This window comes from Peptoniphilus sp. (assembly GCF_050943655.1).
Taxonomy (GTDB): Bacteria; Bacillota; Clostridia; order Tissierellales; family Peptoniphilaceae; genus Peptoniphilus_A.
On the sequence record NZ_JBMNPQ010000001.1, the window covers coordinates 36,734 to 54,752 of the forward strand.

The 18,019-nt window shown below is 35.1% G+C and carries 13 protein-coding genes; 8 read left to right on the forward strand and 5 right to left on the reverse strand.

Annotation, left to right across the window (positions count from 1 at the left end):
• Positions 1-194 precede the first annotated feature (194 nt).
• The 8 genes from ACOX6R_RS00150 (at position 195) to ACOX6R_RS00185 (ending at position 12,457) form a co-directional block, all read left to right on the forward strand.
• Positions 195-437 carry a hypothetical protein gene (locus ACOX6R_RS00150; protein WP_433445979.1) on the forward strand — a complete coding sequence of 81 codons (243 nt, stop codon included), beginning with the start codon at positions 195-197 and terminating at the stop codon, positions 435-437.
• A gap of 647 nt (positions 438-1,084) precedes the next feature.
• Positions 1,085-1,918, forward strand: a complete 834-nt coding sequence (locus tag ACOX6R_RS00155; protein WP_433445981.1) for an S-layer homology domain-containing protein — start codon at positions 1,085-1,087, stop codon at positions 1,916-1,918.
• Between the two features lie 175 nt (positions 1,919-2,093).
• A complete protein-coding gene (locus ACOX6R_RS00160) occupies positions 2,094-3,872 on the forward strand; it encodes an ATP-binding cassette domain-containing protein (RefSeq protein ID WP_433445983.1) in 1,779 nt (592 codons plus the stop codon).
• A gap of 18 nt (positions 3,873-3,890) precedes the next feature.
• Positions 3,891-5,648, forward strand: coding sequence for an ABC transporter ATP-binding protein (locus ACOX6R_RS00165; RefSeq protein WP_433445985.1), 1,758 nt, complete (start codon positions 3,891-3,893; stop codon positions 5,646-5,648).
• A gap of 161 nt (positions 5,649-5,809) precedes the next feature.
• A complete protein-coding gene (locus ACOX6R_RS00170) occupies positions 5,810-9,238 on the forward strand; it encodes a DNA polymerase III subunit alpha (RefSeq protein WP_433445987.1) in 3,429 nt (1,142 codons plus the stop codon).
• Between the two features lie 8 nt (positions 9,239-9,246).
• Positions 9,247-10,200, forward strand: a complete 954-nt coding sequence (locus ACOX6R_RS00175) for an ATP-dependent 6-phosphofructokinase (RefSeq protein WP_433445989.1) — start codon at positions 9,247-9,249, stop codon at positions 10,198-10,200.
• An 8-nt stretch (positions 10,201-10,208) separates the two neighbouring features.
• Positions 10,209-11,939, forward strand: a complete 1,731-nt coding sequence (pyk, locus tag ACOX6R_RS00180) for a pyruvate kinase (RefSeq protein ID WP_433445991.1) — start codon at positions 10,209-10,211, stop codon at positions 11,937-11,939.
• Positions 11,940-11,953: 14 nt separating this feature from the next.
• Positions 11,954-12,457 (forward strand): hypothetical protein, encoded by a 504-nt coding sequence (locus ACOX6R_RS00185; RefSeq protein WP_433445993.1) that lies wholly within the window; start codon positions 11,954-11,956, stop codon positions 12,455-12,457.
• A gap of 1,484 nt (positions 12,458-13,941) precedes the next feature.
• Here ACOX6R_RS00185 and ACOX6R_RS00190 read toward each other — a convergent pair.
• From ACOX6R_RS00190 to ACOX6R_RS00210, 5 genes are all read right to left on the reverse strand, one after another.
• On the reverse strand, positions 13,942-15,138 hold the full coding sequence (locus ACOX6R_RS00190) for an MBL fold metallo-hydrolase (protein WP_433445995.1): 1,197 nt from the start codon (positions 15,136-15,138) through the stop codon (positions 13,942-13,944).
• Positions 15,139-15,148: 10 nt separating this feature from the next.
• Entirely contained in the window at positions 15,149-15,844 is a 696-nt protein-coding gene (locus ACOX6R_RS00195) for a DUF542 domain-containing protein (protein WP_433445997.1), read from the reverse strand.
• A gap of 66 nt (positions 15,845-15,910) precedes the next feature.
• Entirely contained in the window at positions 15,911-16,597 is a 687-nt protein-coding gene (locus ACOX6R_RS00200; protein WP_433445999.1) for a Crp/Fnr family transcriptional regulator, read from the reverse strand.
• Positions 16,598-16,699: 102 nt separating this feature from the next.
• The gene (locus ACOX6R_RS00205; protein WP_433446001.1) at positions 16,700-17,434 is read right to left on the reverse strand and encodes a putative ABC transporter permease; all 735 of its coding nucleotides are present in this window, start codon (positions 17,432-17,434) and stop codon (positions 16,700-16,702) included.
• Complete coding sequence (locus tag ACOX6R_RS00210; protein WP_433446003.1) at positions 17,431-17,919, reverse strand: HD domain-containing protein; 489 nt, start codon at positions 17,917-17,919, stop codon at positions 17,431-17,433. Before ACOX6R_RS00210 ends, ACOX6R_RS00205 begins: the two co-directional genes overlap by 4 nt.
• Positions 17,920-18,019: the final 100 nt, after the last annotated feature.

Consider the following 18,019-nt stretch of genomic DNA (forward strand, 5'->3'; position numbering starts at 1 on the left):
TAAAAATAAAATAAGCCCAAGAACTTTAAATCACTTAAAGCTCTCGAGCTTTTATATTAAGAAAATGTTAAAAAAATGTTAAGATTAGTAAATATTCACCATTTTTTCACATATTGGGGGTACTATAGTAAATAGTTAGTCGAAAAAAACAGACTAATGTTAAATCTAGGGCGAAAGAATTTAGGAGGAATAAAATGAAACTATATTCTAAAAAATATTTAGCAATGTTACTTGCAGGAGTTATGGTTACATCAATGCCAGTTGCAGCTTTTGCAGGAGAAAACACAGATAATGATTTAAATAATCCACAATCACAAGAAAAAACAGTTGAAAATAATAACAATAACACTTCAGAAGAAAACAAAGACAAAGAAGACAAAGATGAAAAAGAATTAGAAGATAAAAAAAAGACGCAAAAGATGATGTTGATGGTTTAAGATATCTATCAGATTCTAAAAGAAGACAAATAAAAAGAGATATTGACAAAGCAACAAGCAAATCTGAAGTTGAAAGAATATTAAGAGATGCAAGAGATGACAATTACGACAACAGAAAAGATGACGTATCTAAAAGAGATCTTGACATCACAAAATTAAAGTATGACGGCAAAAGAGTAACAGGAAAGACTCTTAAGAAAGCAGAAATCTATGTATCTATAGACGGCGGAAGATTTAAATATGAAACAACTGCTGATAGAGATGGCGAATTTGATTTTAAATTAGATCTTAAAAAAGGTGAAAAAGCTGAAATTCGTGCAGAAAAAGATGACGTCGAAGGATATTCTGAAACAATTAGACACAATGACTACGATGGCAAAGAAGTAGACGCAAGAAATCTAGAAATTTCTGGATATGAACTTTCTGGTACTATCAAAAATCATCCATGGGAAGATGTAAAAATTTATCTAAATGGAAGATACCTTACAACAACAAGAACTGACAAAGACGGAGACTTCTCTGTAAGACTTAGCGAAAAACTTAAAAACTCTGACTTAGACGACTTATCTTTCTATACAGAAAAGTCAACAACAGTTGAAAACAAAGACCTAAAAGTAACAAGAGCAATCGAAGGCGAAAAACTTGTAATGGGTACAACAAAAGGTCTTGAAGAAGTAAGAGTATTATCTGGAAGTAAAGAACTTGGTAAGAGTGATGCAGTTAGAACTGGAGACTTTACAGTATTCTTAGACAGAACTTTAGTATCAGGAGAAAAATTAACTCTTGAATCAAAAGACTCTGACGGAAAAGTTTCAAAAATTGATTTCGTTGTAACTAAAAAGGCCGAAGCACAAAAACAACTTGCATATATCGAAGGATATCCAGATGGAACATTTAAACCTTCTGATAATATGACAAGAGCAGAAGCAGCAAAGATGTTTGCAACATTAATAAATGGTGGAACAAACTTTGGAACTTCAAAGACAACTAAGTTTACAGACGCAAGTAACGATTGGTACTCTGAAGCAATTAACTATGTTGTTGAAAAAGGATTCATTAACGGCTACGAAGACGGAACATTTAAACCAAATGAAAAAATCACAAGAGCAGAATTTGCTAAGATGATTTCTGGATATATTAAAGACAGTAACACTACAAAAGCAAGCTTTGCAGATACAAAAGATCACTGGGCACAAGATGCAATCGACAAACTTTATGGAAACAAAAACATTAAAGGCTACCCAGATGGAACATTTAAACCAAATGCAAACATCACAAGAGCAGAAGCAGTAACAATCCTAAACTCTGTATTTAACAGATACACAACAGGCGCTTCACTTTCTGATGTGAACACATCTGGACTAAAAACTTATAAAGACGTAGATTCATCACACTGGGCATACTACAGTATCCTAGATGCATCTAACACTCATAATAGTGAAAAACTAAATCCAAACTCAGACATTGACATTTGGAAATAAAAAATAAAAATTAGATAAAATATTAAGTGCAGGTAGAAATACTTGCACTTTTTTATTGCTAAGCCTAAGTGCATTATTATTTGTATAATGAAACGCTTAGATGTTATTATATTAATTGAGGGTTAAAGCATCTATAGACTTATTTAAAATTAAGAGAAACTGTTGATGTGATGATATGGATAAAGTAAAAAACAATTTTAATATTATTTACAAAGAATTTTTTAAATTTTCAAAAAAGGGAGCAGTGGCATTTTTAATAAATGCTATTCTAGAGCCTCTCCCTTCTTTTTTGATTGCAATTTTAAGTAAGAGCTTGTTAAATTTTTTGACAAATAATAGAGAACTAAATTTCATACTAAAATATTTATTGTCTTTTGTAGTATTCTTGTTTGCAATAAATGTAGTTATAAATCTAACTTATAATATTTTGTGGCCGATTGTCGTAAATTTTAGATTTCAAAAACTTACAGAGCTTGGACAAACTGCAATGAATCTAGATTACTCACTGCTTGAAGATTATGAAGTAATGGAAGAATTTGAAATTGCAAAATCATCTTCATCAGATAATCAAAATGGATTTGCAGGTTATATTTTTAATTTGAGCAAAACTTTTAAGGGGATAATTTCTTTTATATTAAATGGGTTAGTTTTAATATTTTATCTGCCTCTTCTAATAATTCCAGCAATTCTTTTATTTGTACATAATTTGAAAAAGTCTCTTGCATCTAGAAACAAAACCCACGAGATAAAGGATATGATAACTAAAGATTTTGACAGGAAAGAGGAGTATATCAACAGCACGATTTGGGATTTTAGCACGGGAAAAGAGATAAGGATATTTAACATTTCCTCTATGCTTTTAAATAAACTTGAAAAAATTTTTGGTGATAAGAATAAAAATGTTGGCGAAATTTTAAAAATTGAAAAAGATTTATTTATTTCTAACAATATTCTTTGGATTGTTTTTGAAATAATTACTTACCTCTATATTTTCATTTTATTTGCAAGTGGCAGGCTTCAAGTTGACTCAATTGTGATGTTAATAATGGTATTCTCTTTGTTCCAAAAATCTTTAAGCGATATATCCGATGACTTCAGCAAATTGTATCAAAATAGTTTAGAGATAGAAAATTACTTCTCATTTGTAGATAAATATCCTAGCGGCAAAGAAGAAAATTCAAGAAAAATAAAAATTTCTCGAATAGATTCTGTAGAATTTAAGAATGTGTGGTTTAGGTATTCAAAGAAAAGTCCATATGTACTAAAAAATATAAATTTCAGTCTAAAAAATAATGAAAAACTTGCCATAGTTGGAATAAACGGCAGTGGAAAAAGTACAATCATAAAACTTCTTCTTAATTTTTACAAGCAAGATAAAGGTCAAATTTTGATAAATGGTTTTGATATAAACGATATTGAAAAGAAGAGCTTGTATTCTTTAGTTTCTTCGATGTTCCAAGAATCTATAATTTATTCTTTTCCAGTTGCCCAAAATGTTGCTATGTCAGATTCATTTGACAAAAGAAAAGTAATATCTGCGCTCGAAGAAGCAAATATTTATAAAGAAATTGATAAATTTGATGAAAATATAGACAAGATGATGCTTAGGTTAATAGATGATAAAGGATTTGTTCCTTCAGGAGGGCAGAGTCAAAAAATAAACTTCGCGAGAAGTCTATATAGAGATTCTGATTTATTAATTTTAGACGAACCATCAGCTTTCTTAGATCCATTCTCAGAGGAGAAAATGATACGATCCATTACCGATGCTACCAAGGATAAAATGGCAATTTATATTTCTCACAGACTGACAACTGTAAAGTTTTGCGATAAAATTATTCTTCTTAAAGATGGTGGGATAATTGAGCGTGGAAACTGTGATGAGATGATTGATAAAAAAGCTCAGTTCTACAATATGTACATGAGTCAGAAGAAGCTTTTTGTTAAGCAGTAGGAAGCTCAGGTGATTTGAATGATAAAAAGAATTTATAAAGAAGTATCTGAAATGTCCAAAGAATATTTGTACTTTTCAGTTTTTATAATAATTATAAAAAGTATTTATCCAATAATCCTCGTCCTATTTCCAAAAATAATTATTGAGAGCATAACTTCTGGTATTAGCTATAAATCTATCATCCCAATAATTTCAATTATTCTAATTAAATTTGTATCTACAAGTGTGATTAAAATTCTGGAAAACAAGCTTCTTTTTATAGGCACAGAATTAAATCAAAAATTTGAGACAAAAATTTTAAAAAAATTAATGACAGTGGATTATGAAACTTTAGAGAATCCACAAATTTTAGATATGAAGGACGAGGCACTGGAAGGAATTTCCATAAGTGAGGGCTCAAGCATTTCCATTTATAATGAAAAGTTTATTGAAATTATTTCGTCTATTATTTCAATTGTTGGAGTTGCATACATAATAACAAAAATAAGTGCAATTTATCTGATTGTTTTAATCATTATACTTACTCTTGATTTTGTAATTGAAAAAATCATTGCAGATTTTGAGATGAAAAATTGGAGCAAGTGGATACCAATCAACAGACAGTTTCGAATGGTTTACGACTTGATGTATAATTTCAAAAACGGGCCAGATATAAGAATGTTTAGTGCAGAAGACTTTTTTACGAGAAAGGTTAATTCTGCAAACAAAAACATGTACGAAGTTATGAGTGACGAGGCAAGAACTGTTTCGAGATACGGTATTTTTACAGCAATATTAGAATCATTAAAGATATTTGTAATTGGGTACTTGGCGATAGATGGTCTTTTTAAAAAAATTCTCTCCATTGCAGATTTTGGGGCATACCTTGTCGCCGTCAATGTTTTTATTGATTCAGTAAAGTCGATAACTCATGCAGTTGTAGATATAAATAAATTATCTCGCTACATGAAGAGTTATTTTACTTTTCTAGACCTTGATACTTCTAAAAAGAAAATTGAGGAAAGAACTGTTTTAAATAAAGATGATAAAGTTTCTAAGATTGAATTTAAAAATGTGTACTTCAAGTATCCTTCAATGGACGAGTACACTCTTTTAGATATTAATTTTAAAATTGAAGAGAACGAAAAAATTAGTTTAGTTGGATTAAATGGTGCTGGCAAGTCTACGATTATAAAACTTCTAACAGGTCTTTATAAACCGACTAAAGGAGAAATTTTAATCGACGGAGTTAGCACTGTTAATTATAACAAGGATGATTTATTTAAAAAGTTTGCGGCAGTGTTTCAAGATTTTAACATCTTTCCGCTATCAGTTGCAGAAAATATTTCGATGAATGGTGCAAGAGACGAGTCCAAAATAGAAGAGCTATTATATAAAACTGATTTGTTAAAGAGAGTAAAGAGTTTAGAGTATGGACTTGATGAAAATTTGTACAGAGCTTACGACAGCTCATCTACAGATTTATCCATGGGCCAAAAGCAAAAGATAGCACTTGCAAGGGCGCTATATAGTGATAGAGAATTTTTATTATTAGATGAGCCGACTGCATCAGTTGATGTTTACACTGAACTAAACTTTTACAAAAACTTGGAGCAATTTGCCAAGGACAAGACTTCTATTTTTATTTCACACAGACTTATAAGTTCAAAATTTTGTGACAGAATTATTGTTTTGGAAAATGGAAAAATCATCGAGAGTGGAAGCTTTGAAGATTTATTAAAAGAAGACAGCAGATTTAAAGAAATGTTTCAAATGCAAAGGGAAAAGTTCATATAGAAATAAAGTCCTCTATAAGTAGAGGATTTTTTTATTTTAAAGTATTATCTACAAAGTTTAATATAAATAAGATCGAGAAAATTTTATTTACTTCTTGTAAATTTTATTTAAATCATGCCTTTGATATAATATAGATGTATTAATTTATAGAGGATGATTTTATGGGAGAGTTTGTTCATCTACATTTGCACAGTGAGTATTCACTACTTGATGGTTCGACGAGAATTAGCGAGCTTGCGAAAAGAGTAAGAGAGCTTGGAATGGATTCTGTCGCTCTAACTGATCACGGCAATATGTATGGTGCCATTGCTTTTTATAAGGAATGTTTAAAGGAAGGCGTAAAGCCCATAATGGGCTGCGAGATTTATGTTTCTGAAAAGGACATGAATATCAAAGACAAGACGAATAAGAGATACCACTTAATTTTGTTGGCAGAGAATAACACTGGTTACAAAAATATTATGAAAATTGTTTCAGAAGGTTTTGTAAGAGGTTATTATTACAAGCCTAGAGTGGATAAGCAAGTGCTTAGGAAATATTCTGAAGGTGTAATTGCAACTTCAGCCTGCCTTGGTGGCGAAGTGCAAAGAAAGCTAATGGATAGAGACATTGACGGCGCGAGAAAGGCTGCCCTTTTATACGAAGAAATTTTTGGCAAAGGGAACTTCTTTTTGGAACTACAAGACCACGGCATACCAGAGCAGGCTAGAGTAAATAGAGAGCTCGTCAAGCTTTCGAATGAACTCGAAATTGGATTAGTTGCGACAAATGACGTGCACTATTTAAATAAAGATGACGCCAAAAGTCACGACATCCTTTTGTGCATTCAGACGGGAAAAACTGTAAACGACGAGTACAGAATGAAGTTTCCTTCAGATGAATTTTATTTAAAATCTCCTGACGAGATGAAGTCGCTTTTCCCAGAAAATCTTGATGCAATAAAAAACACTGTAGAAATTGCCAATAGGTGCAATGTTGAGATAAAGTTTCACGACTTGCATCTACCTGAGTTTAGAGTGCCAAGTGGCTTTACTCACGCAGAGTATTTGGAAAAACTTGCGCGCGACGGGTTAGAAGAAAAGTACGACGAGATAACTCCTGAGATTTTAGATAGATTTAATTATGAGCTCGACACGATTAAAAGCATGGGATATGTGGACTACTTTTTAATTGTTTGGGACTTTATTAATTATGCGAAGAAAAACAAAATTGAAGTTGGACCAGGTCGTGGTTCTGCTGCTGGATCAATTGTATCTTATGGACTAGGAATAATCGATGTCGATCCACTTGAATTTGACCTTCTGTTTGAAAGATTTTTAAATCCTGAGAGAGTTTCCATGCCCGATATTGATATAGACTTCTGCTACGAGAGGCGCGAAGAAGTAATCGAATATGTTACAGAAAAATACGGCGCAAGTCACGTTGCACAGATCGCAACTTTTGGAACTATGGCTGCAAGAAATGCCATAAGAGATGTTGGACGTGCCATTGACATGAGCTATGCAAAGGTCGACTACATCGCAAAGCAGGTGCCGCAGGCTCTAAACATCACAATCGATAAGGCCCTAGAAATTTCTGACTCCTTTAGGACAATTTATGAGGAAGAAGAGGAGAGCAAATTTTTAATCGACATGGCAAGAAAGTTAGAGGGACTTCCACGCCACACTTCAACTCACGCGGCGGGCGTTGTAATTTCAAAGGACGAGCTGACTGAATATGTTCCACTAACTAGAAACGACGACATCATTGCGACTCAGTTTAACATGATTGAGCTGGAAGAGCTGGGACTTTTAAAGATGGACTTTTTGGGACTTAGGACTCTTACTGTAATTAGGGACACGCTAAGGCTCATTAAAGAAAATTACGGCAAGGAGATTTACTTTGACAATTTAGACTACAACGACAAAAATGTTTTGGACATGTTTGCAAGAGCCGAGACTCTTGGGATTTTTCAATTTGAGTCTGGCGGCATGAGACAATTTTTGAAGGAATTAAAACCCGATGAGTTCTCAGACCTTTACGCTGCCAACGCACTCTTTAGGCCGGGTCCTATGAAGCAAATTCCAAAATTTGTGGAGTCAAAACACGACAAGAGCAAAATTTCATATCTACATCCAAAGCTTGAGCCAATTCTAAAATCAACTTATGGCTGTATAGTCTACCAAGAGCAGGTTATGCAAATCGTGCAACAAATTGGTGGATATTCCCTAGGAAGAGCCGACATCGTAAGGCGTGCCATTTCCAAAAAGAAGATGGCAATAATGGAAGAGGAAAGGCGAAACTTTATTTATGGAAATGAAGAAGAGGGAGTCTGCGGTGCAATTGCAAATGGAGTCGACGAAAAAACTGCAAATGCAATTTACGATTTGATAATCGACTTTGCCGACTACGCCTTTAACAAATCCCACTCCGTTGCCTATTCTGTAGTTGCATACAGAACGGCGTGGTTAAAATATTATTATCCAAAAGAATTTATGGCTGCACAAATTTCAACCTACACTCAGGACATAAAACAGGTTAGTCTATACATTGAAGAGATAAAAAGACTTGGAATTGAACTTTTGCCGCCGAATATAAATTATTCCTACAAAAAGTTTACTGTTGAAGATGGCAAGATAAGATTTGGAATGAAGGCCGTAAAAAATGTGGGAGACCATTTAATTGATACAATGGTTTCTGCAAGAGAAAAGGGTGGCAAGTTCAAAAACTTGACGGACTTTGTGACGAGAATAAATAAAGAAAACCCACAAGTTTTAAACAAGAGAGCTGTTGAGAGTTTGATAAGATGCGGCGCCATGGACGATTTTGAGGGTAACAGGGCACAATATTTAGCAATTTATGAAAAAACTCTTCTTTCGTCATCAAATAGGGTAAAAAATAATATAGCAGGACAGTTTTCACTTTTTGAAACGACAGAGATGAAAGAGGACTTGCCAAAACTTAAAGACTTCTCGCAAAAGGACAAGCTCGACATGGAAAGAGAAGTTATCGGAATTTACGTATCTGGCCATCCGCTTGATCCTTATCGAGAGATGATAGAAAAATCCAGCACAATGAACACCAACGAAATTTTTGAAAAGTATAGAGAAAATTTGCTCGGCTCAAGAAAAGTAAAAATTGGTGGGATTTTAAAAGGCAAGAGAACCATGATTACAAAAAATAAAAAGCTCATGGCCTTTGCAGTTTTGGAGGACTTATTTGGAGTAATTGAGCTTGTAATCTTTCCAAATGTCTTTTCTAAATACAAGGAGCTAATTGAAGATGAGAAGGTAGTCTTTATCGACGGACATTTTTCAGCATCTGAAGTGGAAGAGCCAAAGATTTTAGTCGACGCGATTTCTGAAATTAAAATGCCAAACGAGAGAAAGTTATATTTAAGCGTTCCTTCAATGACTGGTGGAAATATTAATAAAATTAGAGAGACTCTTCATGATTTTGGGGGCAACACTCCAGTAATATTTTATGCAGAAGACGAAAAGAAGGCCTTTGGGACAGAGAGTGAATTTTGGATAGATGAAAAGTCCATGAAAGATTTAAAGGAAATACTTTTGGAATACATCGATAGTCCTGGAAAAATTATTTTAAAATAGGTGATATTATGAGAATCGCAATTCTTACAAGTGGTGGCGATGCGCCAGGAATGAATGCTGCAATAAGGGCAGTTGTTAGAAGTGCAATTTATAAAGATATAGAAGTTTATGGAATTTATGAAGGATATGAGGGACTAATCGATGCCAAGTTTGAGAAGATGGTGGAGGCATCTGTTGCCGACATCATCCAAAGGGGCGGAACAATCCTTAGGACTTCGAGATCCGAGAGATTTATGACTGAAGAAGGATTTCAAAAGGCACTTAACTCTCTTAAGATTTTTGAAATTGATGTTTTAATTGCCTGTGGAGGCGATGGAACTCTTCGCGGAGCAAAGAAGTTAAGTGAAGCTGGAGTAAATGTAATTGGAATTCCTTGCTCCATCGACAACGACCTTGCCTACACAGATTACACAATTGGATTTATGACGGCAGTAAAAACTGTGACTGAGGCCGTTTCAAATATAAGAGACACAACAGAATCTCACGGCAGGGCAAATGTAGTTGAAGTTATGGGCAGAAGCTGCGGAGACATTGCACTTTATTCTGGAGTCTCCTCTGGGGCAGAGTCAATAATCATTCCAGAAAAAGAATTTAATATAAATGAAATTGCCGAGAAGGCTCTTATTGGAAAAAATAGAGGCAAGAGACATCATATAATTTTAATGGCAGAAGGTCGCGGATCGGCCTTTGACTTTGCAAAAGATTTTGAGAATCTTACGGGAATCGACACAAAGGTCACAGTTCTTGGCTACTTGCAAAGAGGCGGAGCACCGAGCATCTTCGATAGAATTTTGGCATCAGAGATGGGATATAGGGCTGTGGAAGAAGCAGAGCACTTAAACTCATCTGCCATAGCGACAAACGATGGACACATTAGGACTATGCCTTTTGAAGAAATATATGAAATGAAGAAAGAATTCCGAGACGACTTGTTAGAAATTTTAAAAACAGTTTCGATTTAGGAGGATTTATGAAAAGGACAAAAATCGTTGCAACAATTGGACCTGCCAGCGAAGATGAAAATATTTTAAGAGAATTAATTTTATCGGGAGTAAATGTGTGCAGGTTAAACTTCTCTCACGGCAATCACGAAGAACACAAAAAGAGAATTGATACAATAAAAAAACTTAGAAAAGAGCTTGATATTCCCGTTGGAATAATGCTAGATACAAAGGGACCGGAAATTAGGCTTGGAGATTTTAAACACGAAGTTGATTTAAAACTTGGAGACATCTACACGCTTACGCCAGATTCATACATTGGAGACGAAAATAAGGCAGAAATTTCATACAAAGAATTATATAAAGATGTATCTCCTGGAGATAGGATTTTAATTGACGACGGACTAGTTGAACTTGCAGTAAAAGAAATTGTTGGAAAAGATATAGTAGCAGAAGCCAAAAATTATGGCACAATATCTGCTCACAAGGGAGTAAATGTTCCAAGTGCAAACCTAAATCTTCCGATTTTAACAGAGCGCGATGTAGACGATTTGCTCTTTGGAGTAAAAGAAGACATCGACTTTATTGCAGTCTCCTTCGTAAGAAGTGTGGACGATGTTCTTGCAATAAGAAAAGTTTTGGAAGATGCGGGAGATTACTCTACAAAAATTATTTCAAAAATTGAATCTAAAAAAGCTGTTGAAGTAATCGACGATATAATCGATGTATCCGATGGAATAATGGTTGCAAGGGGAGATTTGGGAGTAGAAATTGAAACAGAGCGCGTGCCGATGGTTCAAAAAGAAATTATAAGAAAGTGTAACGACAGAGGCAAGGCAGTTATAACTGCGACACAAATGCTCGACTCAATGATTAGAAATCCAAGGCCAACTCGTGCCGAGACAAATGACGTCGCCAACGCTGTATTAGACGGCTCCGGTGCAGTTATGTTATCAGGTGAGACTGCAAGCGGAAAATATCCAATTGAATCTGTAAAGACAATGGGAAGAATTTTGGAATACACTGAGATGAGCATAGACCACGGCGACTTTTTCAAATTTAGAGTAGAGAATATGGAAAAGACAATGACAAATGCCATTGGAAAGTCTGCCTGCGAAATTGCAGAAGAACTTGACGCCAGCGCAATAATTACTGCAACAACTTCAGGCAACACCTCTCGTGCAATTGCAAAATTTAGACCTCACGCACCAATAATTGCATCAACTCCTTTTGAAAAAATCAAAAACCAACTAAGCCTTGAGTGGGGTGTCACACCAATAAAAGTGGAAAATCACGAAGACACCGATGCAATTTTAGAAACATCAATTGAGTCAGCTCTAGAAAGAGATTTAATAGAACCAGGAGATACAGTAGTTTTAACTGCGGGAGTTCCAGTTGGGATAGCAGGTTCAACTAACCTCTTAAAAGTTGAGACAGTTTCAGAAATTGTGGGACGAGGAACGCCAATTGGAAGAGAAAAAGTAAAGGCAAGAGCTGTTGTAATAAAAACAGAAAAAGACTTAAACGACTTCAAAGAGGGAGACATCATAATAGCAAATTCAACAAATAAGGACATGATAAAACTTATGGAAAAATCTTCTGGATTTGTGACAGAAGAAGCAGGCTTTACATCTCACGGAGCAATAACTGCAATTTCACTTGAAAAAACTGCAATAGTTGGCGTTGACAATGCCTTAATTAAGATAAAAACGGGAGATTATGTGACAATTGATCCAACAGATGGCACAGTTAGGATTTAATTAAAGGTGATCTTATGAAAAAAATACTTTTAGTAGTTGCCGTGATATTATTTTTCATCCCAATTGTCATGAATTTAAATTTGGGAAATAATGGACACGACGCAGGCGAAATGACAAAAGATTATTCAGAACAGATACAAAGAGACGCAAACCATCGTCTTTTGACGGCTATAGTAGATAATGACGGATTAAAAATTCGCGTAAATGCGCTGATAAAAATTAAAGATGTAAAATCTAAAGAAGTAGAAGAAGTAAATGACTACTATATTGAAGTAATCAATTCGCCCGTACCAATAGAATTTAAAAACCTAAGCCTTGACGTGTGGGCAGATGATCCGCAGTCAAAAGAAGTGTCCTATGCCTTTAGTGCAGATGCAAGGGCGATAGTAAAAAGATTTTCAAGTCCTCAAGTATCGAAGAGATTAGAAAGCATGGGATTTAGTGAGACAGATAAGACGAATGAAGGATATATTTACAGCAAGTATGTAGAAGGCGCTGGGAAAATGAATGTTAAGTAGGACTTTAATGGATTTGTAAGTTGTCGTGTTTGGGATCCCCACACTCGTCATCCTAAATGAACGAAGTGAGTTGAAGTGCTATGGTTTATCGACGTTATATGGAGAACACTTCCTCCAACGTCATCCTGAGCGAACGAAGTGAGTCGCCGTGTATCCAGAAGAGTCAAGGATCTGTAAAGGCACAGAAATGATGTGCCGTAATCTTGACGTAATCCCCACACTCGTCATCCTAAATGAACGAAGTGAGTTGAAGTGCTATGGTTTATCGACGTTATATGGAGAACACCATATCAGACGTCATCCTGAGCGAAGCTGAATGCGAAGCATGAGGCGCAGTCGAAGGATCTGTAGATGGTAGGGAGCGATGTGTCGTCGTCTTAACCAAGTTGTGTCTTGGAGTAATTCCCCTTAGAGTTATCTCATCAAAACGACAAGGCTGTTTCACCTAAAGGTGCAGATCCCTCGACTAACGCTCGGGATGACGGAGTGTAGAAGTTTTCACTCATATAGGTCGTTACTGTGCCAAAGTTTACAATTTAATAGCTTAAAAAAGTTGTAATCCCATCCAATGTCATCCTGAGCGAACGAAGTGAGTCGCCGTGTATCCAGAAGAGTCAAGAATCTGAAAAGACATAGAAATGATGTGCCGTCATTTTGACGTAATCCCCACACTCGTCATCCTGAGCGGAGCTAAATGCGAAGCATGAGGCGCAGTCGAAGGATCTGTAGATGGTAGGGAGCGATGTGTCGTCGTCTTAACCAAGTTGCGTCTTGGAGTAATTCCCCTTAGAGTTATCTCATCAAAACGCATAGATCGTTTCCCCAAAAGGTGCAGATCCCTCGACAAGCTCGGGATGACGGAGTGTGAAAGCTATGGCTCATATAGGTAGTTACTGTGCCAAAGTTTACAATTTAATAGCTTAAATAAAGTTGTAATCCTATCCAACGTCATCCTGAGCGGAGCTGAATGCGAAGCATGAGGCGCAGTCGAAGGATCTGTAGGGTCGAGATGGCGATGTGTGGTCGTCTTATTGCGAAAGTGTTTTGAAGTTTTCTCCTTTACGCTTTTTCATTAAGACGATTAGTTCTCGCTCGATGGCTTTGCAGATCTTTCACCCTTCCGGGTACACAGCGGCCCAGAAAATTTTTGTGAATTTTCTTCCGCTCAAAATGACGCGGGGGAGGCTTTTTCTTTAAGACAATCAAGCTGTTTTTCCAAAAGGTGCAGATCCCTCGACTAACGCTCGGGATGACGGAGTGTGAAAGCTATGACCCTAAAAAGCTTCTACTGTGCCGAAGTTTACAATTTAATAGCTTAAAAAAGTTGTAACCCAATCCAACGTCATCTTCAATATAAAAACCCCAAACTTCCCATTAATACTGGGAAGTTTTTAAATAAAATATCTGCCAAGGCTCTGTACTCACCTTGGCAGATATTTTTGGGATTATTTAGTTAGAATTTTAAGAGAATATTATTTATAAATTTATTTTGCGGCATCTATTAGTGCTTTAGAAAATTCTACAGTTGATTCTAAGAATTCTCCGTCTGGCATCCACATTGCTTTTACTTCAGGCTCAATTACTTTAAAGCCTGCCCCTTCAAGTTTTTCTCTAAGGACTTTATTGCCTTCTCCAGACCATCCGTATGATCCAAAGACTCCCGCTACTTTTCCTTTAAATTTTAATTCTTGAAGGAAGTGAAGCCAGCCTGCAACGCTTGTTATTATTGATCTTCCAACTGTAGGGGAACCTACGGCAATTGCTTTTGATTTAAATACCTCTGTCATTATGTCGTTCTTGTCTACGTCGGCAATGTTTAAGACTTTGACTTTGGTGTCTGGACTGAGTTCTCTTAAGTCCGATGCAATTTTGTGAGCAATCTTTTTTGTTGCTCCCCACATTGAGTCGTAGATTATTGTTACTTGGTCCTCTTTATATTCATCTGCCCACTCTGCGTACTTTTCTACGATTTGCATAGCGTTATCGCGCCAAATTGTTCCGTGGCTTGTTGCGATTATATCTATTTGTATATTCATCTTTTGAATTTCTTCAAGCTTTCTTGTTACAAAAGATGAGAAAGGATTTAAAATATTTGCATAATATTTCATTGCCTCTTCCCAAAGCACACATTCGTCTGCCTTGTCGTTGAAGAGCTCGTTAAGGGCATAGTGTTGACCAAAGGCGTCGTTTGAGAATAGGATGTTGTCGCCTGTTAAATATGTTGCCATGGAATCTGGCCAGTGTAGCATCATCATTTCTACAAAGACGAGCTGTTTTCCGCCTCCTATGTCCAAAGTGTCTCCAGTTTTTACAGTTCTAAAGTCCCATTCTGGGTGATGATACTGTCCAGTCAAAGATTTCTTCGCATTGTTTGTGCAATATATTGGCGTGTTTGGAATCTCCTTCATCAGTGCTGGAAGTGATCCACTGTGATCAGGCTCGCCGTGGTTTATTACGATGTAGTCAATTTCATTTAAGTCAATTTCTTTTTTTAAGTTTTCTACAAATTCATCTCTGTGAGGACCCCACACAGTGTCAATTAATACAGTTTTTTCTTCTTGAATTAAATAGGCATTTTGACTTGAGCCGTTGTTGATTGAATATTCTGATCCGTGGAACTCTGTAAGTTCCCAATCAATTTTGCCGACCCAGTAAACATTATTTTTGACTAACTTTTTCATAATTTTCTCCTTATTTATTATATTTTAAAAACAATATTGAGTTCTCTTTAAATATGTGGACGAAAATGTCTTTTGTGAGAGCATCAAGCTCTTTAAAAGTTTTTTCGTAAGTTTTGCATCCATCTTCTGGTGGAGTAAAGCCGTCAGTTAGATCTATCATTTTCTTTATTATATCGCCGGCCTTTTCGTGGTCAGTTTCAAGTTCGTGAATTTTTTCTTTAATTTCAGGGCTTGGGTTTGGATTTTCAAGCATTAGTGGGAAGGTAATCTTCTCTTCTTTTACAAAATGCTCCTCTAGTTCTGTTTTTAGTGCTCCAAACAATTTGTGAAGTTCTAAAAGTTCTTCGCCGTGATGCTCAAAGTGAACTTTTAATATTTTGTTTAAGAGCTTGTCGATGTAAAAGAGCATTTCAGCTTCTTTTTCGTGATGATTTTTTATTATCGACTCTATCATCTCTTCTACGCTTAAATTTTTAAAATCATCTAAAGAAATATCCTCGTCTACTTTTTCAGTTGTTTTTAATGAGTTAAGCTCATCTTCGATGGAATTTATAAGCTTTGCTGCGTCAATATTCTTTTCTTTTGCAACTTCTTCGACGCTCATGTATCCGTTACAGCAGTAGTCAATTCTTTTGTCATTAAAAAAGTTTATCAGTCTGTCGTCAATTTTTACGATATCTTCAATCTTTGTATTTAGAGTAATCATTTCAAATCCCCCTTTAACTATATACTAAAGCTCAGGGAGATTTATTTCTGTGACTCTAGTCACAATTTATATTTCTGCAAGTTCAATTAGTGCTGGCAGGTTTACTATTTTAATTTTTTTGTAAGCCAAGAGCTTGATATAGCCGTCTCTTTCGAGTTCAGAGAGTTTTCTCGATACAGTTTCTCTTGCCATATTAATTGATGATGCGATATTTTCTTGGTTTAGCTCTATTGTGTTTTTGTTTATAAGTCTCGACCTTTGGAGCAAGAAGGAAGCGACTCTCTTGTAAGGGTCTTTAATTGACATTATCTCAAGCTGTTTGTTAGTCTGGTAGAGTTTTTTACTCAAGTTTTCGATCATCTTGATGGAAAAGCTCGGGTTATTTAGGAGAACTTTTTTTATTGCGTCCTTTTCAATTTCGCAGACTCCAGTTTTTTCTATGGTAATTCCATTTGTCTCGTAAGTTTTTTCCAAAAAGATGCTGTCCTCTCCGATTGTATCTCCTTCGTTTAAGATGTTTCCAATATATTCTTTGCCGTCTTCATCGTAGAGACTCGTTTTAATTTTTCCGTATCTTATGATGATTATTTTCTCTATCAAATCATTGGAAGTAAAAATTGTTTCGTTCTTCTCATAATCTTTATGTACGGCAGAAAGCATGAGACTATCTTTATCGTCCATTTCCAAATCTTTAAATAGTTTAATTTTATTTATGCATCCGCCCTTTGATGCGCAAGTATTACAAACTTTCATAAGCCCTCCATCACTTTCATATTCTTATTAAATTATATTTACCCAGAACAGCAATTAAAGAAAGAATTTTAAAAAGTTATGTCTATTAAAAAAAGCTCTTCATCATTTTAAAAATCGAAGAGCTTTTAATTTTAGAAATTTTTGAGTTTTATATGTTTTTATTTTTTCTTCTTTATCTTTTAGGTGATCGTTAAATATTTCTAATTTTTCTTTCACAATTCCGGAGTCTTTAAAGTGATCGAGCTTCGAAAGTTTATCTGAATTGTTTAAATTTATAAAATATTCTCGGTTTTTGTCGTCAAAGTATTCGTAAATTCTATCGAGAAAATATATAGAGCCTTTTAAGTGATTTACAGTAAGGATAATATCAACTAAAAGTACTAGATACAAGACGGCAGAAATATTTATTAAAGTTTTATATGTTGCAAGAGATAAAAATATTAAAAATCCTGGCGTAAGTAATTTTACTATAAAAAGATTTGCCCATCCGAATAGCATAAAGCCATATAGACAGACTCTGCCATTGATGTGGAAGGGGTAATTTTCGTAATTCCACCATTTTTGGTGAAAATATTTTTCCAAAATTGTTCCAATAATGTATTCCAAAAAGCATGACGAAATTGACGACAATAGGAAAACATAAATTGGAGAGTTTATATTCTTAAGAAGTAAGTAAGATACTGTGGCGCCCATGCCATAAATTGGGCAGTAGGGACCAAGGAGAAATCCACGGCTCTTTATTTTATTTAGCTCGACTGGGGAGCATATAAAACTTTCCCAGAGCCAGCCGAAGAAGGAGTAAATATAAAATATTAAAAATAATTCAATGGATTTCATATATTTGCTCCAACATTCGCCTTGTTCTTAAACATAAAGCCTACACTTTCGCGAGTTGCAACAGTCTTATCTGCCATCACAACAATCCAAGATTCAATGTACTTTGGTGGAATTGGCGTTAGGGGGAACATGTGCTTTTTAATTATGTCCTCCTCAATTTCATTAAGCAGAAGCTCTTTTTTTGCGTTTATTAGAGCAAGCCTTGGGTGAAATATTCCGTGAAGATGAGGTCTATTGTCCTTGTCGTGCCAGTCGTAGAGAAAATAGTCGTGGAGCAGGGCACCTCTTATTAGCGAGTCGTAATCAACATCAAGATTATATTTTTCTGCGATTTCAATTGATCTTAGACTTACGCTTATTACATGGTCGTAGACAGTTGTCGTTCCGTGTTGGATAAAATTTTTGTTTTCTAAAAATTTGGTGTTTTCATTTAAGTCTTTTAAAATAAGTTCTAGCTTTTCTTTAGGGTCAATACTTCTATTCATAATCACCATCCTCAGTTATTATTTTACAAATAAAAGTTAAAGATTTAGTTAAGACATTATTAAAATTTGTTAAAATTTTTATGTAATTTTTGCGAAAAAT